This window comes from Faecalibacterium sp. An122 (assembly GCF_002160895.1).
Taxonomy (GTDB): domain Bacteria; phylum Bacillota; class Clostridia; order Oscillospirales; family Ruminococcaceae; genus Faecalibacterium.
Genome location: NZ_NFLL01000004.1, coordinates 64,346 through 87,046 on the forward strand (window position 1 = coordinate 64,346; position 22,701 = coordinate 87,046).

At 62.3% G+C, this 22,701-nt stretch carries 21 protein-coding genes; 11 read left to right on the forward strand and 10 right to left on the reverse strand.

Annotation, left to right across the window (positions count from 1 at the left end):
* Positions 1-17: 17 nt before the first annotated feature.
* From B5E67_RS04620 to B5E67_RS04640, 5 genes are all read right to left on the reverse strand, one after another.
* The gene (locus B5E67_RS04620; protein ID WP_087383276.1) at positions 18-623 is read right to left on the reverse strand and encodes a helix-turn-helix transcriptional regulator; all 606 of its coding nucleotides are present in this window, start codon (positions 621-623) and stop codon (positions 18-20) included.
* A 184-nt stretch (positions 624-807) separates the two neighbouring features.
* Positions 808-2,283 (reverse strand): glycoside hydrolase family 32 protein, encoded by a 1,476-nt coding sequence (locus tag B5E67_RS04625; protein ID WP_087383280.1) that lies wholly within the window; start codon positions 2,281-2,283, stop codon positions 808-810.
* 74 nt (positions 2,284-2,357) lie between these two features.
* Positions 2,358-4,022 (reverse strand): substrate-binding domain-containing protein, encoded by a 1,665-nt coding sequence (locus B5E67_RS04630; protein WP_087383283.1) that lies wholly within the window; start codon positions 4,020-4,022, stop codon positions 2,358-2,360.
* Positions 4,023-4,064: 42 nt separating this feature from the next.
* On the reverse strand, positions 4,065-4,973 hold the full coding sequence (locus B5E67_RS04635; RefSeq protein WP_087383286.1) for a carbohydrate ABC transporter permease: 909 nt from the start codon (positions 4,971-4,973) through the stop codon (positions 4,065-4,067).
* 13 nt (positions 4,974-4,986) lie between these two features.
* On the reverse strand, positions 4,987-5,934 hold the full coding sequence (locus B5E67_RS04640) for an ABC transporter permease subunit (protein ID WP_087383289.1): 948 nt from the start codon (positions 5,932-5,934) through the stop codon (positions 4,987-4,989).
* 317 nt (positions 5,935-6,251) lie between these two features.
* On the opposite strand from B5E67_RS04640, the gene B5E67_RS04645 reads away from it, so the two are divergent.
* Genes B5E67_RS04645 through B5E67_RS04660 form a run of 4 tightly spaced genes read left to right on the forward strand, consistent with a single transcriptional unit; the run spans position 6,252 to position 9,519 of the window.
* Positions 6,252-7,310, forward strand: a complete 1,059-nt coding sequence (locus tag B5E67_RS04645) for a LacI family DNA-binding transcriptional regulator (protein ID WP_087383292.1) — start codon at positions 6,252-6,254, stop codon at positions 7,308-7,310.
* The gene (locus B5E67_RS04650) at positions 7,307-7,954 is read left to right on the forward strand and encodes a DUF624 domain-containing protein (RefSeq protein ID WP_087383295.1); all 648 of its coding nucleotides are present in this window, start codon (positions 7,307-7,309) and stop codon (positions 7,952-7,954) included. The genes B5E67_RS04645 and B5E67_RS04650 overlap by 4 nt, the downstream gene beginning before the upstream one ends.
* The gene (locus B5E67_RS04655; RefSeq protein WP_087383298.1) at positions 7,941-8,564 is read left to right on the forward strand and encodes a hypothetical protein; all 624 of its coding nucleotides are present in this window, start codon (positions 7,941-7,943) and stop codon (positions 8,562-8,564) included. The genes B5E67_RS04650 and B5E67_RS04655 overlap by 14 nt, the downstream gene beginning before the upstream one ends.
* Positions 8,565-8,586: 22 nt before the next feature.
* Positions 8,587-9,519 (forward strand): carbohydrate kinase, encoded by a 933-nt coding sequence (locus B5E67_RS04660; protein ID WP_087383300.1) that lies wholly within the window; start codon positions 8,587-8,589, stop codon positions 9,517-9,519.
* A gap of 127 nt (positions 9,520-9,646) precedes the next feature.
* Here B5E67_RS04660 and B5E67_RS04665 read toward each other — a convergent pair whose 3' ends face one another.
* The 5 genes from B5E67_RS04665 to B5E67_RS04685 all read right to left on the reverse strand — a co-directional run bounded on the left by B5E67_RS04665 (position 9,647) and on the right by B5E67_RS04685 (position 16,239).
* Positions 9,647-10,495 (reverse strand): carbohydrate ABC transporter permease, encoded by an 849-nt coding sequence (locus B5E67_RS04665; RefSeq protein ID WP_087246524.1) that lies wholly within the window; start codon positions 10,493-10,495, stop codon positions 9,647-9,649.
* 2 nt (positions 10,496-10,497) lie between these two features.
* Positions 10,498-11,388 carry a sugar ABC transporter permease gene (locus B5E67_RS04670; protein ID WP_087383304.1) on the reverse strand — a complete coding sequence of 297 codons (891 nt, stop codon included), beginning with the start codon at positions 11,386-11,388 and terminating at the stop codon, positions 10,498-10,500.
* A gap of 54 nt (positions 11,389-11,442) precedes the next feature.
* On the reverse strand, positions 11,443-12,780 hold the full coding sequence (locus B5E67_RS04675) for an extracellular solute-binding protein (protein WP_087383307.1): 1,338 nt from the start codon (positions 12,778-12,780) through the stop codon (positions 11,443-11,445).
* A 134-nt stretch (positions 12,781-12,914) separates the two neighbouring features.
* Complete coding sequence (locus tag B5E67_RS04680) at positions 12,915-14,417, reverse strand: response regulator (protein ID WP_087383310.1); 1,503 nt, start codon at positions 14,415-14,417, stop codon at positions 12,915-12,917.
* On the reverse strand, positions 14,392-16,239 hold the full coding sequence (locus B5E67_RS04685; RefSeq protein WP_087383312.1) for a sensor histidine kinase: 1,848 nt from the start codon (positions 16,237-16,239) through the stop codon (positions 14,392-14,394). Before B5E67_RS04685 ends, B5E67_RS04680 begins: the two co-directional genes overlap by 26 nt.
* A 203-nt stretch (positions 16,240-16,442) precedes the next feature.
* On the opposite strand from B5E67_RS04685, the gene B5E67_RS04690 reads away from it, so the two are divergent.
* From B5E67_RS04690 to B5E67_RS04720, 7 genes are all read left to right on the forward strand, one after another.
* On the forward strand, positions 16,443-16,718 hold the full coding sequence (locus tag B5E67_RS04690) for a hypothetical protein (protein ID WP_087248059.1): 276 nt from the start codon (positions 16,443-16,445) through the stop codon (positions 16,716-16,718).
* Complete coding sequence (locus B5E67_RS04695; protein WP_204246523.1) at positions 16,715-18,160, forward strand: phage terminase large subunit; 1,446 nt, start codon at positions 16,715-16,717, stop codon at positions 18,158-18,160. Before B5E67_RS04690 ends, B5E67_RS04695 begins: the two co-directional genes overlap by 4 nt.
* A 9-nt stretch (positions 18,161-18,169) precedes the next feature.
* Positions 18,170-19,969 (forward strand): hypothetical protein, encoded by a 1,800-nt coding sequence (locus B5E67_RS04700; RefSeq protein ID WP_087383315.1) that lies wholly within the window; start codon positions 18,170-18,172, stop codon positions 19,967-19,969.
* A 6-nt stretch (positions 19,970-19,975) separates the two neighbouring features.
* Positions 19,976-20,911 (forward strand): ribosomal-processing cysteine protease Prp, encoded by a 936-nt coding sequence (locus B5E67_RS04705; RefSeq protein WP_087383318.1) that lies wholly within the window; start codon positions 19,976-19,978, stop codon positions 20,909-20,911.
* A gap of 57 nt (positions 20,912-20,968) precedes the next feature.
* A complete protein-coding gene (locus B5E67_RS04710; RefSeq protein ID WP_087248054.1) occupies positions 20,969-22,006 on the forward strand; it encodes a N4-gp56 family major capsid protein in 1,038 nt (345 codons plus the stop codon).
* Between the two features lie 29 nt (positions 22,007-22,035).
* Positions 22,036-22,251, forward strand: coding sequence for a hypothetical protein (locus B5E67_RS04715; protein ID WP_087364138.1), 216 nt, complete (start codon positions 22,036-22,038; stop codon positions 22,249-22,251).
* Positions 22,252-22,319: 68 nt separating this feature from the next.
* Positions 22,320-22,700 carry a hypothetical protein gene (locus B5E67_RS04720; protein ID WP_087383322.1) on the forward strand — a complete coding sequence of 127 codons (381 nt, stop codon included), beginning with the start codon at positions 22,320-22,322 and terminating at the stop codon, positions 22,698-22,700.
* Position 22,701: the final 1 nt, after the last annotated feature.

A 22,701-nucleotide genomic window follows, 5' to 3' on the forward strand; every position in this document is an offset into this window, starting at 1 on the left:
TGGGGTGGAATCTTGCTTCAGCGGATGATGCGGTGGCGGCACATGCTGGTTTTGCCGCAGGTGGGGCAGGTGAGACGACGCCGGGTCAAGGTGTGATAGCCTTTGACATAGGCGCCCAGGGTGGGGACAAAGGTCGCCCCACAGGCGGGACACTCATAGTAGCCGGCCTGGGCATCCAGCACGGCGGCCGCCCCCACGCCGGCCACGGCGGTGGCCAGGGCCAGCAGAATCAAAAGAATCCGCACGGCGATGGGCAGTTCCAGATAGGACGCGATGATGACCAGGGAGCACACCGCGATGACGGTGATGGTGCCGCAGATGACAGACAGAACCATCCGCTTTTTGTTTTCCTGATTTTCCTTGATGAGATCCATCATATTTTCCTCCGCTTTGGTCTGATAGTCGGATGCAGAGACCTTTTCGCCGGTGAGAAGGTCGTTGACGGTGATCTCCAGAGCCCGGCACAGGGGCAGCATCAGGGAGACATCCGGCAGACCTTTGCCGGTTTCCCATTTGCTGACCGTCTTGTCGCTGATGGCCAGAGCGTCGGCCAGCTGGCGCTGGGTGAGGTTTTTGGCTTTGCGGGTGTCGGCAATGAAATGCCCGATCTTGATCTGATCCATGGGGCGGGGCCTCCTTTCGCTATCAGTGTAGCAGACGGGCGGGCCGATGTACACACACGGAGCGTAGAGTTAGGGCAATCTGCGGGGCGGAGGGGCAAAAAGACGGGCCCCCGCCTTGGCGCTGCGCCAAAGCGGGGGCCTGCTTGCCTGTATGGCTTGGAGAATGTGAAGAAGATCGGGAAAATCAGAAGGAGAGCTGGTACTGTTCGGCGGTGAGCAGGGCTTTGCCGTCGGCGGCAAAGGTGATGCCGTCGGCCTCCTGGGGGGTGTAGATGCAGGCCGTCATGGTCTGCTCGCCGCCGTTGATAAAGACCTCGACGCTGTTGCGGTCCAGCAGGATGCGCAGGCTGAGCGTTTCGCTCTCGCCGCGCACCGTGCAGCTGCGGATGTGGACAATATCCTGATGGAACCCTGCCTGGCTCCGGTCAAGGGTGAGCCGCCGTGTGCGCGGCTCATAGGTGAGGGTGGTGCAGTGGCCGGCGTCTGCGGCCAGCTTGACGGTGAAGGTGCGGCAGCCCGCCTCGGGGGTGACGGTCAAGGTCAGATCGGCCACCCGGCCGCCGATGCCTTCCAGAGAAGTTTCCCCCGAGATGGGGACATTGGAGTGGAAAACCCGTTCGCCATGGGCGGCGTCCAGCTCCCGGACGGGGGTCTGGATGATGCGGCCGTCCCGGATGTGCAGCTCCCGCGGGCAGATGGTCTGCCCGAACCATTTGGCCCCGTGGGGCTTGTCGCTGATGCCGGCCCAGGCCTGCATCCAGGCGGTCATGATCCGGCGGCCGTCGGGCGCCTGGAGGGTCTGGGTGGCGTAGAAGTCGATGCCCTCGTCCATCAGCTGGACGTTTTCGCGGACAAAGCGATGGTTCACAGGGTCATAGCTGCCGATCAGGGCGATGACGCAGTGGCCGTTGTGGTACTCGTCCCGGGCGTGCATCTCCATCGGGCCGGCCATCAGCACCTGCTTGCCGTCCAGCTCGAAGAAGTCGGGGCATTCCCACATGACGCCGTACTCGCCGCGGCTGGCGTCCAGAATGGTGACATATTCCCAGTGGAAGCCGTCGGCGCTGCGGAACAGTAGGGCCGCGCCGCCCTCCGCCCTGCCCTGCCCGACGATGACGGCGGAGTAGCTGCCGTCCGGCTCCTGCCAGATCTTGGGGTCCCGGAAGTCAAACCGGCTCCAGCCCTCCGGCAGGTCTTTGGCGTCCAGGACCGGGGCCGCGAAGGGCTTCTCATAATCGAGGCCGTCCCCCACCGCGACGCTCTGGGTCTGCACCTCGCGCATCTCGCCGTCCGGCTGTTCCTGTTTGCACACGCTGGTGTAGAGCAGCAGCTGCCGGCCGTCGGGCAGCTCGGCCGCCGACCCGGAGAAGCATCCGTCCTGGTCAAAGGGAGCGTCGGGGGCCAGGGCTGCGGGCAGGTACTCCCAGTGGAGCAGGTCCCGGCTGACGGCGTGGCCCCAGTGCATGGGACCCCACACCGTCTTGTAGGGGTAATACTGATAAAACAGATGGTACTGACCCTGATAGAAGCAAAAGCCGTTGGGATCGTTCATCCAGCCCACCCAGGGGGTCAGGTGATAGACGGGTCGCTGGCCGGCGGGAATCTCCGGGCCGTGCTGCGCTTCATAGGCGCGGGCTTTCTGTAAAATCGGGCTGTTCATGGTGTCTCCTGTGGAAGGTCACCCCGGGCGGGCTGCCCGGGATGCTCCGTATTTGGTATAGTGGGGAAAGAAGATCAGGCGTAGTAGGCGTCCAGATACTTCTGCATGATGTTCAGATAGTCGGGCAGACGGTAGGCGTCCAGCTTGTCCAGGTACTCGTTCCACTCGGCGTCGGTCAGACCGTTCATGATCCAGTTGGCCTTGCAGGTGTTCATGTAGGAGGTCAGGTCGGCCTGGAGGTTGGAAATCTCCACCGTGTCCTCACTGCTCATAAAGACGTTGGGGTAGACGTACTCGTTGTTCATGTAGGGGGTGTAGATCTGCTCGATCCAGTCCAGACGGTACTGGGCGTCGTCGGGGCAGGTGACGTAGACGTCGTAGTACTCGTCCAGCACCGCCAGAGGACCGCCCACGCACTCGGCCTCGCGGACTTCCACGGGGGAGGCGTCGCCCAGAGGAGCGTGCTTCAGCATGGGCTCGCCGTCGGCGTTGGTGGACATCTCAAAGATATCAAACTCGTCCTCCTCGCCGTAGGTGCCCCAGTTGTTCTGGGCCGACTGGATGGGAATGTACATCTGGTCCAGCCAGGCGCAGACCAGGGCGGGGTTGGCCGCCTTGGCGGTGACCACGCAGCGGCCGCGGTTGAAGCCGCTGGTGAAGGAGCCGTTCTGCGGGGTGATGTTGGTGGTGTCGGCGGCCAGCGGGGGCAGGGGCTGCCAGTCGGTCAGGTTGTCAATGTTGGCCACGTCCCAGCTGAAGCAGACGCCATAGCGGCCGGCCTTGCCCTTGGAAACGTAGGTGGACCACTCCTGGGTGAAGCACTCGGGGTCGATCAGGTTCTCGGCGTACAGCTTGTGGAGCCATTCCAGGCCGTCGCGGTAGCCCTGCTGGGTGGCGGCGCAGATGACCTTCAGGTCATTGGTGACGGCGATGTGACGGCTCTTGTCCATGTCGCCGTAGCCCTCGCCGAAGCCGTTGATCAGGATGCCGGGGTCCTGGTCGCCGTCGTTGATGATGCAGGACATGGGGATGATGTCGCCGTCGATGCCGTACTCGCTCTTGATGGAGGCGGCGTTGTCGCGGAAGGCGATCAGCACCTGCTCGAACTCATCCACGGTGGTGGGCATGGACAGGCCCAGGAAGTTCAGCCACTTGGTGTTGATGAAGCTCATGCCGCCCACCGTCTGAATGGCGGTCTTGTTGGCGCCCAGCTGCTCGATCCAGGGCAGGGCCCAGATGTGGCCCTCGGTGTCGGTGCACATGGTGCGGTACTCGGGGTACTTGTCAAAGACGGTCTTGAGGTTGGGCATGCAGGTGTCGATGTACTCCTCCAGGCTGACGATGACGCCCTGGTCTGCGTAGCGCAGCAGGTTGCTGTCCGAAAAGTCGGCGCTGAAGATGAAGTCGGTCAGGGTGTTGGGGTTGGCCATGGTCAGGGAGATCTTGTCGCCCCACTGATCGGACTGGATGGCGGTCCACTCGATGTGAATGTTGGTGGACTCCTCCAGGCGCTTGAAGATGGTGCGGTTATTGGGCTGGGACTCGCTGCCGGCGGGGTAGCTGGTGGTGCCGGTGAGGGTCGCCGTCTCGGCCAGAGGGAATTCCACCGGGCCGGTCACTTCCACAGCGGCGGCTGCATCGTTGGAAGAACCCTTGCTGCCGCAGGCAGTCAGGGCAAAGGCGGAGCCGGTCACAGCGCAGGCTTTGAGAAAATTGCGGCGGGAAATCAGCTTTTTCATAATCGTTCTCCTTATCAGTACAGGTTGGATGGTGGGGTGGGATCAGCCCTTGATGGAACCGGCCATGATGCCGGAGTCGAAATACTTCTGGAAGAAGGGGTACATGACGATCAGAGGCAGGCTGGAGATGATGATGGTGGCGTATTTCAGCAGCTCGGCCAGCTGGGCGCGCTCGGCGGTGCTCTGGATGTCGGCAATCATGCCGGACTCGGGCTGGCTCTGGATCAGGATGGAGCGGAGGACCAGCTGCAGGGGCTGCTTGGCGGTGTCGTTCAGGTAGATCATGGCGTCAAAGTAGCTGTTCCACATGGCCACGAACTGCCACAGGGCCAGCACGGCCACCACCGGCATACACACCGGCAGCAGGATCTTGAAGAAATAGAGCATCTCGCTGGCGCCGTCCACGTCGGCGGCTTCCCGCAGCTCGTGGGGGATACCCTGGTAGTAGGTCCGGGCAATAATCATGTTCCAGACGCTGAAGGCGCCGGGCAGGATCACCGCCCACATGGAATCCAGCAGGCCCAGGTTGTTGATCAGCAGGTAGGTGGGGATCAGGCCGCCGCCGAAGAACATGGTGATGACAAACAGGGTGTTGAAGATCTTCTTGCCCTTGAAGTCGGGCAGGGACATGGGGTAGGCGGCCAGCATGGTCACCGCCACCGAAATGATGGTGAACAAAATCGAGTAGACGACGGCGTTTTTGAAGCCGATCCAGATCTGGGCGTCGGTGGCCACCCGCTCGTAAGCGGTGAGAGTCCATTTGCTGAAATCAAAGGTGATGCCCTTGTTCTGGAGGGTGACGGGGTCCATGAAGGATGCGAAGATGATGTACACCACCGGCACGATGATGGCGATGACGAACAGGGCCAGCAGGAAGTAGCCGAAGTACAGGATGGCCTTGTCCTGGCGGGTGTAGAGGGCCATTTTGGATTTTTTCTTCTTGACTGTCATGTGGGGCGCCTCCTTACAGTCCCTTGCCGTCGTTGAGCTTGGCGACAACCTTGTTGACGGCGATGAGCAGGATGACATTGATGACGGTGTTGAACAGGCCCACAGCCGTCGAGAAGCTGTAGTCGCCGTCCAGCAGGCCTTTTTTGTAGACGTAGGTGGCGATGATCTCGGAGGAGCTGAGGTTCAGGTCGGTCTGGAGGGCGTAGGCCTTCTCAAAGCCGATGCTCATGATGTTGCCGGCCTGGAGGATGAACTGGATCACCACCATGTCCTTGATGGCGGGCCACTCCACTGTGACAATCTGCTGCAGGAGGTTGGCGCCGTCGATCATGGCGGCTTCCTTCAGGTCCTTGCTGGCGTTGGACAGGGAGGCGGTGTACATGATGGAGGCCCAGCCTGCGCCCTGCCAGATGCCGCTGATGATGTAGATGGGGCGGAAGGCCTCGGGCAGGGTCATGAAGTTGATGCTGGTGTTCAGCAGGCCATTGACCGGGCCGGTGACCGACAGCAGCACACGCACAATGCCGCACAGGACGATGACCGAGATGAAGTTGGGCATGTAGAGGACCAGCTGGACCTTCTGCTTGATCTTTTTGCTCTCGATGCGGTTGAGCAGGAAAGCGAGGATGATGGGGATGGGGAAGCCCCACAGCAGGCCATAGACGCTCAGCTTGAGGGTGTTGACCAGATAGCGCTGGAAGTCGGGCGACGACATGAACCGGACAAAGTTGTCGAAGCCCACCCACTCGCTGCCCAGAATGCCCTTGAAGGGGTTATAGTTCTGGAACGCGATCAGGACGCCGCCCATGGGCGCGTACTTGAAAATCAAGGTCAGCGCAACGGCCGGCAGAAGGAACAGCAGGTACAGCTGCCAGTGACGCCGTACATAGACACAGGTGTTGTGCCAGCGCTGCCGGGATGAGACCGCAACCGTCCCGGACGGAGACGCTTTTGCTTTCATGGATTCAAATCCTCCCTTTCAATGTGATCTTGGTGACGTTTGAAGTTACGTTTGCACATCTGCTTGTGCGTGAACTGAGCTGGAAGTGTGCAAATGTAAATTCCTGACAGCATCTTTATACCATGCTTATGGTCAAAAGTCAATGATATTTTCCATGAATCCGAAAGAATTTCTGTGGATTTATCTGGTTGCACAAAATGCAAAGTGTGCATTTGTGCAAATTTCCGTTTTGCATTTTTACATTTGACTAATTCGTGCATTTGCACTATACTAGCAATCAGAACCAAACTTTTATTATAAAGAAGGAGGGGGACACCATGGCCAACAAAGTGACGATTCAGGACATTGCCAACGAGCTGCAGCTGTCGCGCAATACGGTATCCAAAGCCATCAACAATACCGGCGCGCTGGCGGACGCCACAAGGGAAAAGATCCTGCGCAAGGCCGCCGAAATGGGGTACAAGCAGTTCGCCTATCTGCCCCTGTTTCAGGAAGACAACCGCGAGCCGGCCAAGCCCGACGGCAAGCGGGAAATCGCGATGCTGACCACCTGCTTTTTGAGCAATTCCCATTTTTCATCCATGATGCTGGACCGGTTCCAGTCGGAAATTCAGCATCTGCACTACTGCATGACCATCCACCGGATTTCGCCGGCCGAGCTGAAGGCCTGCAGCCTGCCGGCCTCGGTTGACCTGGAGCGGACGGCCGGAATCATCTGCTTTGAGGTCTTTGACTACGACTATGCACAGATGCTGTGCGGGCAGGGGATTCCGCTGTTGTTTGTGGATACGCCGGTGATGGACCTGCACCCCCCGCTCAAGGCCGACCGGCTGTACATGGACAACCGGGTGGAGGTGCAGAACGTGGTCCGGCTGATGGCCCAGCGGGGCAAAAAGCGGATCGTCTACGCGGGCCCCATCTGGCACTGCCAGTCCTTCTATGAGCGGTACATGGCCTACAAGAGCGCCATGGAATGGCTGGGCCTGGCGGACAGCCTGCGCTGGTGCATGGTGGACAACGCGGAAGGGGAATACGCCGAGTACATCCGGGCCAGACTGGAAGCCTTTGACCAGCTGCCCGAGGCCATCGTCTGCGCCAACGACTTTGTGGCCATGGACGTGCTGCGGGCCCTCAAAACCCTGGGCTATTCCGCCCCGGAAAACGTCTGGATCTGCGGCTTTGATGACAGCCAGGAGGCCTCCTTCATGACCCCCAAGCTGACCTCCATCCACATCCATGGGCAGATCATGGGCTTTACCGCCGCCGACCTGCTGATGACCCGGATCAAGGAGCCTTCCCTGAACTACCGGACGGTGTACACCGAGACCGATCTGGTGCTGCGGGAGTCCACCGGAGACTGTGAGGCGAGCGTATGAGAGACCTGCTGAACCCCGACCGCCCGCTGCTGTCCTTCATCACCAAGATGACCTACAGCGCCTATCTGAACATTCTCTGGCTGCTGTGCAGCCTGCCCGTTGTCACCATCGGGGCATCCACCACCGCCCTGTTCTATGTCACCCTCAAGATGGCAGAGGACCGGGACGAGGGTCTGACGGGAATGTTCTTCCGGGCGTTCCGCCAGAACTTTGTCCCCGCCACCAAGGTGTGGCTGATTCTGCTGGCGGTGGGCGGATTCTTTGCGGTGGACGGCTACGTCCTCAGCCGGATCTGGAGCGACAGCATCCTCTGGACCCTCATCGCCGCGCTGCTGATTGTGGCGGCCATCGTCTACGCCATCGTCCTGCTGTACGCATTCCCGCTGCTGGCACGGTTTGAAAACACCACCTTCGGCATTCTGAAAACCTCCCTGCTGGTGGGGCTGCGGTATTTGGTCTGCACCCTGCTGATGGCGGCCATCTACGCCGCCATGTTCTGGGTGGTGGTCTGGGTGTTTACCCCGGCGTTTTTGCTGGGGTTCGGGTGCTGCGCCATGCTGTGCTCATTTTTCCTGGTGAAGGTGATCCACGCCTGCGGCGGGGCGCCGCAACCGGTGGAGGAAGAAGAAAATGCAGAACACTAAATGGAAAGAGGACTGGCAGACCATTCAATCCCTCCACGGCCGCAAGCGGCTGGACCACATCTGGACCTATTACAAAATCCCCATCATCCTGGTGCTGATTGTGGTGTACATGGCGGCCTACATCGGCTACCGGCAGGCCACCCGAAAAGAGGACGTGCTGTATCTGGCCCTGGTGAACGTGTCGGCGGGGCAGGACCTGACCGAGGATTTAACCACCGGCTTCCTGGAACAGCAGGGGCTGAGCAGCGAAAAACAGCAGGTCTACTTCTACAATGGCCTGCTGCTGAGCGAGGACGCCGATCCCCAGTATGCCTACGCCTCCCGCATGAAAATCATGGGGGCCCTGGCGGCGGATCAGCTGGATGTGGTCCTGATGGACCAGGAGGCCCGGGACGCCTTTGTGCAGGAGGAGTATCTGGCCGACCTGCGGACCCTGGACCCGTCTCTGACCCGGGAAGAAGGGCTGGATGAATCGGGCCTGTGGATGGATGTTTCTTCGTCGCCTTTGCTGGAGGCGGCAGGCTTTTCGGACCGGGTGTATCTGGGTGTGATTCGGGAATCCCCCAACCCCGACCGGGCCGCCGCCTTTATCCACTATCTGATGTCATAAAACCGAGAAGGAGATGCTGCAAATGGACATTGTAACGATTGGTGAGGTCTTGATCGACCTGACCCAGACCGGACGGAACGAACAGGGAATCCCCCAGTTTGCGGCCAACCCCGGCGGCGCGCCCGCCAATCTGGCGGTGGCGGCGGCCCGGCTGGGCGCAAAAACCGCATTCATCGGCAAGGTGGGGGCGGATGCCTTTGGCCGCTACCTGACCGAGGTGCTGGAGGAGAACAAGGTGGACGTGTCGGGTGTGGCGGTGGACCGCGCGCACCCCACCACCATGGCGGTGGTCTCGGTGGATGCGTCGGGCGAGCGGGATTTCAGTTTTTACCGCAGCGCCAACGCCGACGTCATGCTGACGGCGGAGGACATCCCCGACCAGGCCCTGCAGGGGGCCACCATGGTGCACTTCGGCTCAGTGAGCCTGACGGCAGACCCCTCCCGGTCCGCCACTCTGGATGCGGTGCGCCGCGCCAAAGCCATGGGCGCCGTCATTACATACGATCCCAACTACCGCGCCAACCTCTGGCCCGATCCGGAGGCCGCTGTGGCCCAGATGAAGGCGCCCCTGGAGATGGTGGACATCCTCAAGGTGTCGGATGAGGAGCTGCCTCTCCTGACCGGGACCACCGACTGCGCCGAGGGCACTGCTCAGCTGGCCCGGCAGGGCATCCGGCTGATCTTTGTCACCCTGGGCCCCGACGGCGTCTTTTACCGGATGGGAGACACCACCGGCCATGTGGCCGGCGTCCCCTGCAAGGTGGGGGACACCAACGGCGCCGGAGATACCTTCTTTGGCGCGGCGCTGTCCAAGCTGTGCAAAGAGCACCTGAACGCTCTCTCTGTAGAGAAGCTGGAACAGATTCTGGCTTTCGCCAACCGGGCCGCCAGCATCACCACCAGCCGCCGCGGAGCCATCTCTGCCATGCCCACCCTGGCCGAGGTGGAGGGATAACGGCCGCCCCAACCCAAAAAGAAAACAGGACAACAAAAACCGGACTTCACGAGGCTGTGAAGTCCGGTTTTTTGCGCGGCCGGCGGGGGCCGGCCCGCGGGACGGGAGAAGAAAGGAACGTTGCGCCTTATTCCTTGACAGCTCCGGCAGCGACGCCGGCCAGAATATAGCGCTGGAAGAAGATGTAAATCAGGATGGTGGGCAGCATGATGATGACGATGCCCGCCGCCAGGGACTGCCAGGAACCCTGCTGGGCGTTGGCGTAGTCCATCAGGAAGGTGGTGAGGGTCCGCAGTTTGTTCTTGGGCATGTACAGGTAGGGGATGTACATGTCGTTGATGATGACGATGGCCTTGATGATGACCACGGTGGCAGTGGCCGGGGCCAGCAGGGGGAAGATGATCCGGGCGAACAGCTGGAAGTAGCTGCAGCCGTCCAGCAGGGCGCTTTCGTCCAGAGCCGGGGGAATGGTAGAGATGAACTGGCGGTAAATGTACAGCTGCATCAGGTCGGAGGCAATGTAGATCAGGATGGGGGCGCCCAGGGTGTTGTACAGGCCCAGACCGTTGATGATCTTGAAGCGGGCAATCTCGGTGACGAAGGTGGGCACCAGCATGCCGGCAAAGAACAGGCCCACAATCACCTTTTTGCCACGGAAGGTAAAGCGCTCGATGATAAAGGCGGTGATGGTGCCCAGCAGCACATTGAAAATCAGGCTGACCGCCAGGATGATGAGGGTGTTTTTGAAGCCGATCCAAAGATACTTGTTGCTCAGAACGGTCTGGAAGTTCTCCAGGGTGATCCGGTCAAAGGGGGGCAGCATCAGGGGGGAGGTGTTGACCATGTCGCCCTTGGTTTTCAGGGCGGCAAAGACGGTCAGCAGGATGGGGGTGATGACGATGAGGGTCATGCTCAAGCAGACCAGCTGCTTGAGGAACTGCGCCAGAATGGCGCGGGGAGAACGCTGGTTCAGCATCTTCACTTGTCCTCCTTTAAGATCACGCCGTGGATGATTTTATTCTGGATGACGTAAATCACGATGATCAGCACCATGATGGCCACCGCCATGGTGGAGGCCAGACCGAAGTTGGAGAAGGTGAAGGCGGTCTTGATGGTGTAGAGGGTGAAGGTGCTGGAGGCGTAGCCGGGGCCGCCGGAGGTCATGACAAAGGGGATATCAAAGACCTGCAGGGCGCCGCGGATGTTGTCGAAGAGGACAAAGTCCACCATCAGCATGATGGAAGGAATCTGGATGTAGCGGAACATCTGCCAGGTGTTGGCGCCGTCGATGATGGCGGCCTCCTGGATGTCCTTGGACACCGACTGCAGCGCCGCCAGGAACAGCACCACATGGTAACCGGAGTAGCGCCACAAGGAGACGAAGGCCAGCACAAAGTTGACGATCTTGGGGTCGGACAGCCAGTTCTGGCTCAGCATCCCCAGGCGCAGGGCCTCCAGGATGGAGTCGAAGGCGCCGTTGATGGGGGAGAAGAAGTAGGAGAACGCATAGGAGATGGCCACGCCGTTGATGATGTAGGGCATGAAGACCATGGTCTTGTAGAACTTGGCGCCCCGGAGCTTGGAGTTCAGCAGGACGGCAAAGGCCAGCTCCACCGGGATCATCAGCAGGTGGGCGAAGAAATAGACGGCGTTGTTGCCCAGGCTCTGCCACAGGTCGGGGTTGTGGAGCATCGAGATGTAGTTGTCCAGCCCGATGAATTCACTGGTGGTGGACAGGCCGTCCCAGTTGGTAAAGCTCATGCGGAACAGGTCCACCGCCGGGAACACCACAAACCCCACCAGGAGCAGGACCGGGATGACCAGCGAAACCAAAATAAAGACGCGCCGCTGTTTGGCGAGAGTATTCATGGAAGCCTCCTTCAACAGAAAGGGGGCTGCTTTGCAGCAGCCCCACCGGTTGCTTTACTGGATGCCCAGTTTGGCGCGGGCTGCGGCCCACTTGGTGTCCAGATCGGCCAGGGTGGCGTCCAGATCGAACCCGTCGGTGAACATCTGTGCGCCCAGTTTCTTATAGTCGAAGGCGATCTCGTTCTGAATGGCGGTGAAGTCATCGCCGCCGCCGTCGTACATGACCATCTCGCCATCCGACTGGGCTGCGTCGGCCTCAGCCAGGACGGGGTCCTTGTCCTTGGGGAAGTTGCTCATGGAGGAGGCGCTGGAAATGTAGGCGATGTAGCCGGGGTACCAGTCCTCGCTGTAGAACCACTCGATGAAGGCGCGGGCCAGCTCGGGGTTCTTGGAATGGGTGGTCACGCCCATGAAGCTGTCGCCCTGGACGATGTAGCGGAAGGGTTCACTCTTACTCTCGCGGACCGGCAGATAGAAGGCGCCCAGCTGATCGATGCTCTCTGCGCCGTTCTCGATGTTCTGCAGGCCCCAGTCGCCCAGCGCGATGATGGCGGCCTTCTTCTGGGCGAAGAGGGTGGTTGCCTGATCGTTGCCCAGGCCCAGGGGGTCCTTGCCGAAGACGCCGCTGGTGAACAGGTCATAAATCCGGTGATAGGCGATGTTGATGTCGGTGCCCTCTGCAAAGGGAGCGTCCACCTTGGCCATGTCGTTCCAGTTCTGGCCGTTGCCGTTCACCAGAGCGGGCATGAACTCCATGAAGGGGTAGTCGGGCCACTCGTCCTTGGCGCCCAGGGCAATGGCCATGAAGTCGGGGTCGGATGCGCCGAAGTGGTCCTGCAGCTTGGTGGCTGCGGCCTGGAAGTCGCCCCAGGTGGTGGGAACTTCCACGCCGGCTTCCTCAAACATATCTTTCCAGTAGTAGACGTACTCGTAGCCGGCGGTCATGGGAACGCCCAGAATCTTGCCGTCCACGGCGTAGCCGGCGGCCAGGGTGTTGTTCTTGGCGGCCTCGGTGTCGGACAGGTCCAGCAGGTAATCCTTGAACCGGGACAGGGTGAAGGGCTTGTTGAACATGACGTCGGGCAGCTGGTTGGCCGAGGCGCGCATCTTCATGGCGTTCCAGTACTCGCTGTCGTCCTTGATCTTTTCCACTTCGATTTCAGCGTCGGGGTACTTCTCCTGGAACTTGCCCACCATGTCGTTGGAGTCGATGTATTCCATCAGGTTGTTGTCCCAGATGGTGAAAACCAGTTCGCCCGAGAGCTCGCTGCCTGCTGCAGCTCCGCCCGAAGCAGCAGTGGTGCTCTGGGAACCGCCGCAGGCGGCCAGACCCATGGTGGCGGCGGCAGCGCCGGCAACCTTCAGAAACGAGCGGCGTGAAATCTTCTTCATTGTTCAGATCCTCCTCTTTCTTGTGGGGCACAAGGACGGCTGCGTGTCGGTCCGTCCTCTCCTTACGTTGTCTATAGTATAGCAGCCGCACCGGGAGGAAAATAGGAACTCGGGTTGGATTTCTTGATGTTTTTTCAGATATTTTCACCCGATTGACGGTAGATTTTGGGCGTTACGCCCATCTTTTTCTTGAAAACATGGTTAAAGTGCTCAACATTGTGGTAGCCCACCGCCTCACAGACTTCATAAATTTTAATGTCGGTCTGGAGCAGCAGCTGGCCGGCCCGCTCGATCCGCAGCCCGTTCAGATAGCTGATGAAGGTGCAGCCGCACTCTTTGGCAAAGCGGGTGCTGAAATATTTTTCGTTGAAGCCCACATAGTCGGCCACCGTCTTTAGGGTCAGTTCGGGGTTGACGAAATTGTCCCGGATGAAGGCTCGGGCCCGCTCCATGACGTCGGGCTGGGCCTGGCTGGCGCCGGCGGTGCAGGCGGTGCGGACCCGGCGGAGAATCCCGTGGAGCCAGAGCTCCCGCTCCCGGGCGGATTCCATCTGCTGCAGGGCGCCCAGCAGGTCGGGCTGTTCGGGCAGGATGGCACCCAGGCTCTGGCCGTACTGGGCCAGGCGATGGCTCAGCCCCGCCAGCAGGGCGGCGCACCGGCCGGTGTGGCTTTCGCCGGTCTCTCCCCGCAGGCCCACAAACCAGGCGGCGGCCTCCCGCTGAAGTTCCTGGGGATTGTCGCCCCACAGAGCGTCCAGAAGGGGCGCGCAGGCGGAGGCTTCCCGGGCGCAGAGCCCGGCCAGGGCTCCATACCGCCACTGGGTGCAGATGGAGCCGGGGCCCCGCAGCTGGGCCAGGGCACAGAGCCCGGCGCACTGCCGGGCCGCCTGGACCGCTTCGGTGTGGGGGATCATCTCGCTGACCCCCACCGCCACCTCCAGGTTCATCATGTCTTTCCAGACATGCTGGATCTGGCGGACGGCCAGGTCCACCGTGCTCTGAACCCGCAGGGGATCGCTGACCCGATAGTACAGCTCATAGTAGGAGGGATCGATAGCCCGGATGACCCCGTGGTTGCTGAGGCGGGGAATCTGGCGCACCAGCTCCAGCATGGGGCGCTGCATCCGCTCCCGCACCTCCCCGCCGTACCGCTGGGCCACCTGGGGAAAGTTCTGGACCGAAAAGGCCGCCGCCACATACTTGCCCGGCTCCAGGGACAGTTCCTCCCGCGGGGCGCGGCCCTCGGGCCGGGCCGCGTCGTGAAAGACCTTTTCCCGCAGGTCGGTCAAAAGCCGCCGGAGCTCGGCCTCGGTGAGGTTGGCTTTCAGCAGATAGTCGTAGGCGCCCAGGCGGAAGGCCTCACGCACCAGCTCAAATTCATCATAGCCCGACAAGACCACCGACACCGGCATCCGGGCGCTGGCCCGCAGCTGTTCCAGCAGCTTCAGGCCGCCCATGCCCGGCATCTTGATGTCGGTGATGAGCAAATCCACGTCCTGCAGACGCAGATAGTCCAGGGCCTGCTGGCCGTTGAGGCAGTCCTGCACAATCCGGTAGCCGCAGCTCTCCCAGTCCAGCAGGGAGGACAGGGTGGCCCGCACCAGGGCGTCGTCATCCACGATCAGGGTTCGTATCATGGGGTTTGGTCTCCTTTCCGCAGCGTTCCAGCGGCAGACGCAGCCGCACACAGGTCAAAACATTGGGCTCGCTCTCCACCTCCATCTGGGCCTGGGGGCCAAAATGGAGCCGCAGCCGGGCCAGCACATTCTCCAGCCCGATGCTGGTGTTGTCGTCGCTGGTGCGGGGCCGGCCCTTGAGAATCCGGGCGATTTGCTCAGGGGTCATCCCACGGCCGTTGTCCTTCACCGCCAGGCAGAGGCTGTCCCCCTCCTGATAGACCGACACCGTCACCTGGCCCATCTCCTCGTCCAGGTCGGCCAGGCCGTGGGTGATGGAGTTTTCCACCACCGGCTGGAGAATCAGCCGGGGCAGCAGATAATCCTCGCACCCGGGCTGAATCGCATAGTGGACCTCGAAACATTCGCTGTAGCGAATCCGCATCAGGTAGACGTAGCTGTCCAGGACGGCCAGCTCCTCCCGCACTGTGTACAGGCTGACGTTGCTGCGGAAGGAACAGGACACAATGCTGATGAGGGCCGCCGCCATATCCCGGATGCCGTCGTAGCCCGCCACCTGGGCCATGAACCGGATGGAGTTGAGGCTGTTGACCACGAAATGGGGGTTGATCTGGCTCTGGAGGGCCTGCATCTCGGCGGTATGCTTGCGGCGCTGGGCCTCGGCGTTGATGGCCAGCATGTTTTTCAGGCTCAGGACCATCTGGTTGAAGGAGTCCATCAGATCCCGGATTTCCTGATGGCCGCTGGGCTGGACCTGGACGTCCAGATTGTTGTTTTCCAGCTGGCGCATCCCCTGAACCACCGTCTGGACCGGCACCACAATGGCGTTGAGGAAGTACAGGGAGAACACACAGAACAGGCCCAGCAGCAGGGCCACCACCAAAAGCAGCAGTCCGCCCACCATCTGGAACCCCTGGGTCAGGAGCCGTTCCTCCACAAAGGTGACCACCGTCCACCCGGTGTCGGGGATGGAGCGGGTGCGGAACAAAAATCCGGCGGTGCTGCCGTCGGGGCGCAGGGGCGCCCGCAGGCTCTTGCTGCCGGGGGTGAACTCCCCGGCGTGCTGAGAGAAGAAGTCCCGCAGGGCGTCGTTGCCAAAGTCGCCGTAAAGGACCTGGCCCGTCTCGTCCAGCAGAACGGTGGAGCCCAGCTCGCTGCGGCCCCGGGCCCGGCGGATGACGTCGCCGGCCTGGGTGGCGGTGAAAAAGGCCATCAGGTCAATCTGATTGCTTTTGTCCACCGAGCGGTCCAGGGCCATGGCGGTGACCAGGACAAAGACGTTGTTCTTCTGGCCGGGATAGGTCAGCCGGACCCGGCTGGTGTCGTAGCCGCCGATGCGCACCTGATTGGGAGAGGCCTGGGCTGCCGTATACCAGGAGGCGGCGCGGACCTCGCTGGAGGTGAGCATGATCTCTTTGTTCATGTAGATGCTGCCGCCGTCCCGCATATAGAACATCCCGCCCAGAATGTCCTCCGACGGGGTCATGGCGGTGTGAAAGGCCCGTTCCAGCTGCTGGCTGGTGGTGTAATACTGTACCGTCCCGGCCGAGTCGTACACCTGGGCGGCCATGGCGGGGAACTCCCCGTCGTTGACGTACACAAAGTGGGACAGCTGCAAAGAGGCTGTCCGCACGTCGGTCTGAAGGACCGAGGCGACGCTCTCCTGGAAGGCGTCGATGGTCTCGATGGAGGCGGCCCGGATCAGGTAGCTGACAATGCTGAAAGCTCCGATGAACACCACCAGAAGAGGAATCACCACCAGAATGATGAAGCTGCGGAAATAAAGCTGTTTGAGCACCGACTGCTTTTTTGTGCGCGCCATAAAATCTCCCCCAAAGGCTCTGGAAGTTGTTTTGCAGATCTATTATAAGGGTTTGCAAACTTTTTCACAAGGGGCCCTTTGGGGGCATTTTTTTGCGGCTTTTGCAAGCGAAAAAGGGAGCCAAAAGGACACACTGGGGGAAACGCAGAAACGGTGGTAGGATGTTGTCAGGCGGCCGGGAAACGGCAGAAAGGAGCGAAACGATGGCGAGAAAAAAGAACGGCAGCCTGTCAGACTTGCAGCGGACCACCGATTTGCTGAGCGGCCTGCTGGTGCAGGAGGCAAGGGCTTTGGACCAGCGGCGGCGTCAGGAGGGCGGGCCGGGGGACATGAAGGCCCTCAAGGAAATCACAGCGGTGCTCAAGGACCTGGCGGCCGTGGCCAGAAGCCTGAGCGAGCAGGGCGGCGAGAGCGGCGGGCCGGAGTGCGGCGTGGTGCTGCTGCCGCCGGTGGAGCCGGGAAAGGAGGAATCAACATGAACCGGCAGGCCCCCATTATCTGGCAGCCCCAGCCCCGGCAGCGGGCGTTTATGGAGCGCAGCGAGCCGGAAGCCCTCTATGGGGGCGCGGCCGGCGGGGGAAAGAGCGACGCGCTGGTGATCGAGGCGCTGCGGCAGGTGGACATCCCCCACTACCGGGCCCTGATTTTGCGCAAGACCTTCCCCCAGCTGAGCGACCTGGTGGACAAGAGCATGAACTACTACCGGCGGGCTTTTCCCGCCGCCCAGTACAATGCCACCGCCCACGTCTGGATTTTCCCCAGCGGGGCCAAGATCTACTTCGGGTCCATGCAGTACACCAAGGACCGCACCAACTACCAGGGCAAGGCCTTCGACTTCATCGGCTTTGACGAGCTGACCCACTTTGAATGGGAGGAGTACAGCTACATGATGAGCCGGAACCGTCCCACCGGGCCCGGCACCCGGGTGTATATGCGGGCCACCACCAACCCCGGCGGGGTGGGCCACGGCTGGGTCAAGGAGCGGTTCATCACCCCTGCCCCCGCCGGCACCCCCATTCTGGAGGACTACCAGGTGCGGATGCCCGACGGCACCACCCGGACCTTCACCCGGGCCAGGGTGTTCATCCCTTCCAGCGTCTTTGACAACCCCGCCCTGCTGGCCAACGACCCGGGGTATCTGGCCAGTCTGGCCGCCCTGCCGGAGGCCGAAAAGCAGGCGCTGCTCTACGGCAGCTGGGACAGCTTTTCGGGTCAGGTGTTCACCGAGTGGCGCAACGACCCCGAACACTACCGGGACCAGCGATGGACCCATGTGGTGGAACCCTTCGAGATTCCCAAACACTGGCGGATCTGGCGGGGATACGACTTCGGGTATTCGCGGCCCTTCTCGGTGGGGTGGTATGCGGTGGACGAGGACGGCCGGATCTACCGGATCAAGGAGCTGTACGGCTGCACCGGCCGACCCAACGAGGGTCTGCGGCTGGACCCGGTGGAACAGGCCCGGCGCATCCGGGAGGCGGAACAGAACGACCCGGTTCTCCGGGGACGGGTGATCCGCGGAGTGGCCGACCCGGCCATCTTCGACGAGAGCCGGGGGGAGAGCATTGCCGCCATGATGGAGCGGCCTCCCGCCTGCATCCACTGGTCGGGGGCGGACAACACCCGTCTGGCCGGCAAGATGCAGATGCACTACCGTCTGGCCTTCGACGGGGAGGGGCGGCCCATGTTCCAGGTGTTCAGCACCTGCAAGCACTTTATCCGCACCATCCCGTCCCTGGTGTACGACGAGAGCAACGTGGAGGATGTGGATTCCCGTCAGGAGGACCACATCTACGACGAGTGCCGGTACGTCCTGATGGAAAATCCCATCAGCCCGCCGGTGCGGCCTGCGCCGGCGCCACCGCCCGACGACCCGCTGGACCTGCGGCCCCGCAAGAAAACAGCATTCTACAGAATATGAGGTGAAACCATGCACGAACAGGAAATTCAGATCCAGGCCGCACCGCCCATCGGGCCGGAACAGGCCGCCGAGGCAGAGCGCATTCTGCACAAGTACAAGGCCGGCAAGGCGGCGCTGGACCGGCGTCTCATCGACAACGAGCTGTGGTTCCGGATGGCCCACTGGAAGCAGTACAAAAACCGGATGATGGAGGGCAAGCCCCAGCCCTCCAGCGGGTGGCTGTTCAACTCCATCGCCAGCAAGCACGCCGACGCCATGGACAACTACCCCGAGCCCAACGTCCTGCCCCGGGCCGCCGACGACGAAAACACCGCCCGGATGCTGTCCAGCATTCTGCCGGTGGTGCTGGAACAGGCCGACTACGAGCAGGTCTATTCGGACAGCTGGTGGCGCAAGCTCAAGCAGGGCACCGGCGTCAAGGGCATCTTCTGGGACCCCACCGCCCGGGGCGGCATGGGCGAAATCGCCATCCGGTCCATGAACCTGCTGATGCTCTACTGGGAGCCGGGCATTATGGACATCCAGGACAGCCCCCACTTTTTCAGCCTGAGCCTGGAGGATTCGGACCAGCTGGCCGCCCGCTGGCCCCAGCTGCGGGGCCGCACCGGCGGCACCATCGATGCGGCCCGGTACATCCACGACGACAGCATCGACACCACCGACAAGAGCGTGGTGGTGGACTGGTACTACAAAAAGCCGGGCCCCGGCGGCAAGGAACTGGTCCACTACTGCAAGTTCTGCAACGGGATCGTTCTCTATGCCAGCGAAAACGACCCCCGTCTGGCCGAGAAAGGCTTCTACGACCACGGCAAGTACCCCTTTGTCTTTGACGTGCTGTTTCAGGAGGAGGACAGCCCGGCGGGCTTCGGGTACATCGACATCATGAAGGACTGCCAGAATTCCATCGACAAGATGAACCAGGCCATGGACGAAAACGTCCTGCTGGCGTCCAAACAGCGGTATGTCCTCAGCGATTCCGCCGGGGTCAACGAAGAAGAGCTGGCCGACTTTGGCCGGGACATCATCCATGTGACCGGCCGGCTCAACGACGACACCTTTCATCAGCTTCAGACCGCGGGGCTGCAGTCCAGCTCCATCACCTACCGCAACAGCCGGGTGGACGAGCTGAAGGAAATCAGCGGCAACCGGGACATCAGCCAGGGCGGAACCTCGGGCGGCGTGACGGCGGCTTCGGCCATTGCGGCCCTGCAGGAGGCCGGCAGCAAACTGTCCCGGGATATGCTCAAGAGCGCGTACCGGGCGTTTGCCAAGGAGTGCTATCTGGTCATCGACCTGATGCGGCAGTTCTACGACGAGGAACGGGTCTTTCGCATTACGGGGGAGAAGGGACAGAACGTCTTTGTCCCGTTCAGCGGCGCAGCGCTGCGGGCCGTGCCGGCCGCCAGCGTGGGCGGCGTGGAGCTGGGCAGCCGGGAGCCGGTGTTTGATATCACCATCTCGGCGGCCAAAAAGTCCACCTTCAGCCGCCTGACCCAGAACGAGACCGCCAAGGAGTGCTACCAGCTGGGCTTTTTCAACCCGGCCAACGCCGACGCCGCTCTGGCCGCCCTGGAAATGATGGACTTTGAAGGGATTGAGAAAGTCCGCCAGCGGGTGCGGCAGAACGGCACCATGGCCCGTCAGCTGCAGATGGCCCAGCAGCAGCTGGCCCGGCTGACCCAGGCCGCCGGAATGGTCCGGTCGGCCGGCCGGCAGAAGGCCGCCGGCGCCCGGACGGTCAGGGCGGCCCAGAGCCCCAGCCCCACAGCCGCCGCAGCCCGGGCCATGAACACCAACACAAGGAGGTAACAACGGATGATCCAAGCAATTTACAGCGAGCTGGACGGCCCCGCCGGGGTGACCCGGCGGCTGGAGGTCAAGGGGCACGCCGGCTACGCCCCCGCCGGCCAGGACATTGTCTGCGCCGGGGCCAGCATTCTGACGCAGGCCCTGGTCTGGATGACGGCGGAGGCCGAGCAGGCTGCCTGTACCGCGTCCGACGGCCCCGAGGGGCCCCGGGTGGTGATTACCGCCCAGCCCGGCCCCGACGCCCGGGAAAATCAGCGGATGGCCGGCGGGTTTGACCTGGCCAAGGCGGGCTTTGCCCTGCTGGCCGAGCGGTACCCCGACAACCTGCGGTTTGCCGACACCAGCAGCCGGGGCGAGGAGGGGATGATCGACCTGCAGCTCTTCGCCAAGAAGGACAAAAAGGGCCCCGCCCTCAGCCGGGAGCAGCAGCGCCAGGCTATGGCGGAGGGGACCATGGGCCGCCGCAAAAAGGCGGAGGAAACCCAGGAACCCCCGGCCCCGCCCAAGGACGCAGCCCCTCTGCGGCCCCAGGAACAGCCCCGCCGGGAGCCCATGATGGGCATTGGCGAGGTGGGCCGGTTCATCCGGGCGCTTCACCGCCAGTGGGCCCGGGAGGAGGCCGAGCTGCGCCGGGGCGACCCCAAGTTCTCGTTCCGTGAGGCGCTGAAAAGTCCCGCCATGCGCCGGATGATGCGGATGCCCGGGATGCGGATGCAGGAGGCCTACCATGCGGCCTTTTATGACCAGCTGATGGCCGGTACCGCCCGCACCGTGGAACAGGGGGTGGTGAACCGGGTCCAGGAGCGAGGCGCACGCCCCGCCGAAAACGGCATCCACAGCAAGGCCGCCGTCACCACCGCCCCCGACGTGAGCCGGATGAGTCGGGCCCAGCGGGAGGCCATCGAGCGGGAAGCCCTCCACGGGGCCAAGATCCGGCTGTAAGTTTCAGGATACGCGCCGGCTTCGGCCGGCATGGCACGATAAAGAAAGGACGACTTTATGAATCAGAACGAAATCCGCTTTGACCTGCAGTTCTTTGCCGACGCATCCAGCCAGCTGCAGAACACCACCTCCGCCTCGGGCATGACCGCCGAGATGAAGACCTTCTATGAGAAGCGTCTGATCGACCAGGCCGAGCCCCGGCTGGTTCACGACCAGTTCGCCGACTACTACCCCATGCCGGTGGGCGGCGGCAAGACCATCGAGTTCCGCAAGTACGACAGCCTGCCCAAGGCTACCACCCCTCTGACTGAGGGCGTCACCCCCGACGGCCAGAGCCTGACCGTCTCCACCATCAAGAGCGATCTGCACCAGTACGGCGGCTGGACCCCCCTGACCGACGTGCTGCAGATGACCGCCATCGACAACAACGTGGTGCAGGCCACCCGCATTCTGGCCAGCCAGGCGGGCCGCACTCTGGACACCCTGACCCGTGACGTTCTGGCCGGCGGCACCAACGTCATCTATGCGCCCAAGGTGGCCGAGGACGGCACCGAGACCCCCGTCAGCAGCCGTTCCGCCCTGACCCTGGACTGCAAGCTGACCCCCAAGCTGTTCTTCCAGGCAGCCGCCCAGCTGGGCGCCATGAACGCCGACACCCTGGGCGACAGCTATGTGGCCATCATCCATCCCTACGCCGCCTACGACCTCAAGACCAGCAAGGAGTGGATCGAAGTCCACAAGTACGCCGACCCCGAGGCCATGTACCGCGGCGAGATCGGCAAGCTGGGCAACATCCGCTTCATCGAGACCAGCGAGGCCAAGATCTGGAAGGACGAGACCTGCCCCGCCAACGGCGGCGACCATTACGCCGTGTTCGGCACCCTGGTGCTGGGCGCCCACGCCTACGGCGTCACCGAGCTGGAGGGCGGCGGCCTGGAGCACATCGTCAAGCAGCTGGGCTATGGCGACGACCCCCTGAACCAGCGCGCTTCGGTGGGCTGGAAGGGCATGCGCGCCGCCGAGCGTCTGGTGGAACAGTACATGGTCCGTATCGAGAGCCTGTCCAGCTATTCGGCTTCGGCAGCCGCCAACTGAGCCAAAACGGCAGAAAGGAGAAATGACCTATGGCAGAGGACAAGGTCCGCATCCGCCTGTTTAAGGACAACGGCCGCTACAAGGGCGACCTGTTCGTCAGCGTCAACGGCGTCAACTACAAGATTCGCCGGGGCGTGGAAGTGGAGGTGCCCCGGGCGGTGGCCGAGGTGCTGGAACACAGCCAGCGCCAGGACGATCTGACCGCCGCCCGCATTGCGGCGGCCGAGGACGCGGCAGGAAAGTAAACTGAATCAGCCCGGCACAGCCACAGACCGGTGTGCCGGGCTCTTTTTCAAAGAAAGGAGGCTTGCAGATGACGGCAGGCGAGGCCATCAACCAGGCCAGGGCGCTGCGCCCGGGCTGTGAGATCGGCGAAGAAACCATGAAGGAATGGCTGCGCAGAGAGGACGGGGAAATCCGCACCCGGCTTTTGGAACCCGCCGGCGCAGACGGATTCGACGGGGTGGGGGCAGACCTGCTCTGGACCGACGGGCTGGCGGACAGCGCGGAACTGCTGGTTCCGTTCCCCTTTGACGGGATGTACCCCCACTATCTGTCCGCCATGGTGGACGCAGCCCTGGGGGAGAACGACCGCTACAGCGGCGAGATGTCCCGCTGCAATGCGGTGCTGAGCGAGTTTGCGGTCTGGCTGCGGCGCAGTTTCCGGCCCGCGCCCCGCTCGGTGCGGTGGTAAA

Coding starts and splice junctions, on each gene's coding strand:
- B5E67_RS04700 (WP_087383315.1), top strand. CDS start 18,170: ATGCACGAACAGGAAATTCAGATCCAGGCCGCACCGCCCATCGGGCCG.
- B5E67_RS04690 (WP_087248059.1), top strand. CDS start 16,443: ATGGCGAGAAAAAAGAACGGCAGCCTGTCAGACTTGCAGCGGACCACC.
- B5E67_RS04715 (WP_087364138.1), top strand. CDS start 22,036: ATGGCAGAGGACAAGGTCCGCATCCGCCTGTTTAAGGACAACGGCCGC.
- B5E67_RS04695 (WP_204246523.1), top strand. CDS start 16,715: ATGAACCGGCAGGCCCCCATTATCTGGCAGCCCCAGCCCCGGCAGCGG.
- B5E67_RS04660 (WP_087383300.1), top strand. CDS start 8,587: ATGGACATTGTAACGATTGGTGAGGTCTTGATCGACCTGACCCAGACC.
- B5E67_RS04630 (WP_087383283.1), bottom strand. CDS start 4,022: ATGAAAAAGCTGATTTCCCGCCGCAATTTTCTCAAAGCCTGCGCTGTG.
- B5E67_RS04685 (WP_087383312.1), bottom strand. CDS start 16,239: ATGGCGCGCACAAAAAAGCAGTCGGTGCTCAAACAGCTTTATTTCCGC.
- B5E67_RS04625 (WP_087383280.1), bottom strand. CDS start 2,283: ATGAACAGCCCGATTTTACAGAAAGCCCGCGCCTATGAAGCGCAGCAC.
- B5E67_RS04620 (WP_087383276.1), bottom strand. CDS start 623: ATGGATCAGATCAAGATCGGGCATTTCATTGCCGACACCCGCAAAGCC.
- B5E67_RS04655 (WP_087383298.1), top strand. CDS start 7,941: ATGCAGAACACTAAATGGAAAGAGGACTGGCAGACCATTCAATCCCTC.
- B5E67_RS04635 (WP_087383286.1), bottom strand. CDS start 4,973: ATGACAGTCAAGAAGAAAAAATCCAAAATGGCCCTCTACACCCGCCAG.
- B5E67_RS04710 (WP_087248054.1), top strand. CDS start 20,969: ATGAATCAGAACGAAATCCGCTTTGACCTGCAGTTCTTTGCCGACGCA.
- B5E67_RS04645 (WP_087383292.1), top strand. CDS start 6,252: ATGGCCAACAAAGTGACGATTCAGGACATTGCCAACGAGCTGCAGCTG.
- B5E67_RS04720 (WP_087383322.1), top strand. CDS start 22,320: ATGACGGCAGGCGAGGCCATCAACCAGGCCAGGGCGCTGCGCCCGGGC.
- B5E67_RS04665 (WP_087246524.1), bottom strand. CDS start 10,495: ATGCTGAACCAGCGTTCTCCCCGCGCCATTCTGGCGCAGTTCCTCAAG.
- B5E67_RS04670 (WP_087383304.1), bottom strand. CDS start 11,388: ATGAATACTCTCGCCAAACAGCGGCGCGTCTTTATTTTGGTTTCGCTG.
- B5E67_RS04705 (WP_087383318.1), top strand. CDS start 19,976: ATGATCCAAGCAATTTACAGCGAGCTGGACGGCCCCGCCGGGGTGACC.
- B5E67_RS04650 (WP_087383295.1), top strand. CDS start 7,307: ATGAGAGACCTGCTGAACCCCGACCGCCCGCTGCTGTCCTTCATCACC.
- B5E67_RS04675 (WP_087383307.1), bottom strand. CDS start 12,780: ATGAAGAAGATTTCACGCCGCTCGTTTCTGAAGGTTGCCGGCGCTGCC.
- B5E67_RS04640 (WP_087383289.1), bottom strand. CDS start 5,934: ATGAAAGCAAAAGCGTCTCCGTCCGGGACGGTTGCGGTCTCATCCCGG.
- B5E67_RS04680 (WP_087383310.1), bottom strand. CDS start 14,417: ATGATACGAACCCTGATCGTGGATGACGACGCCCTGGTGCGGGCCACC.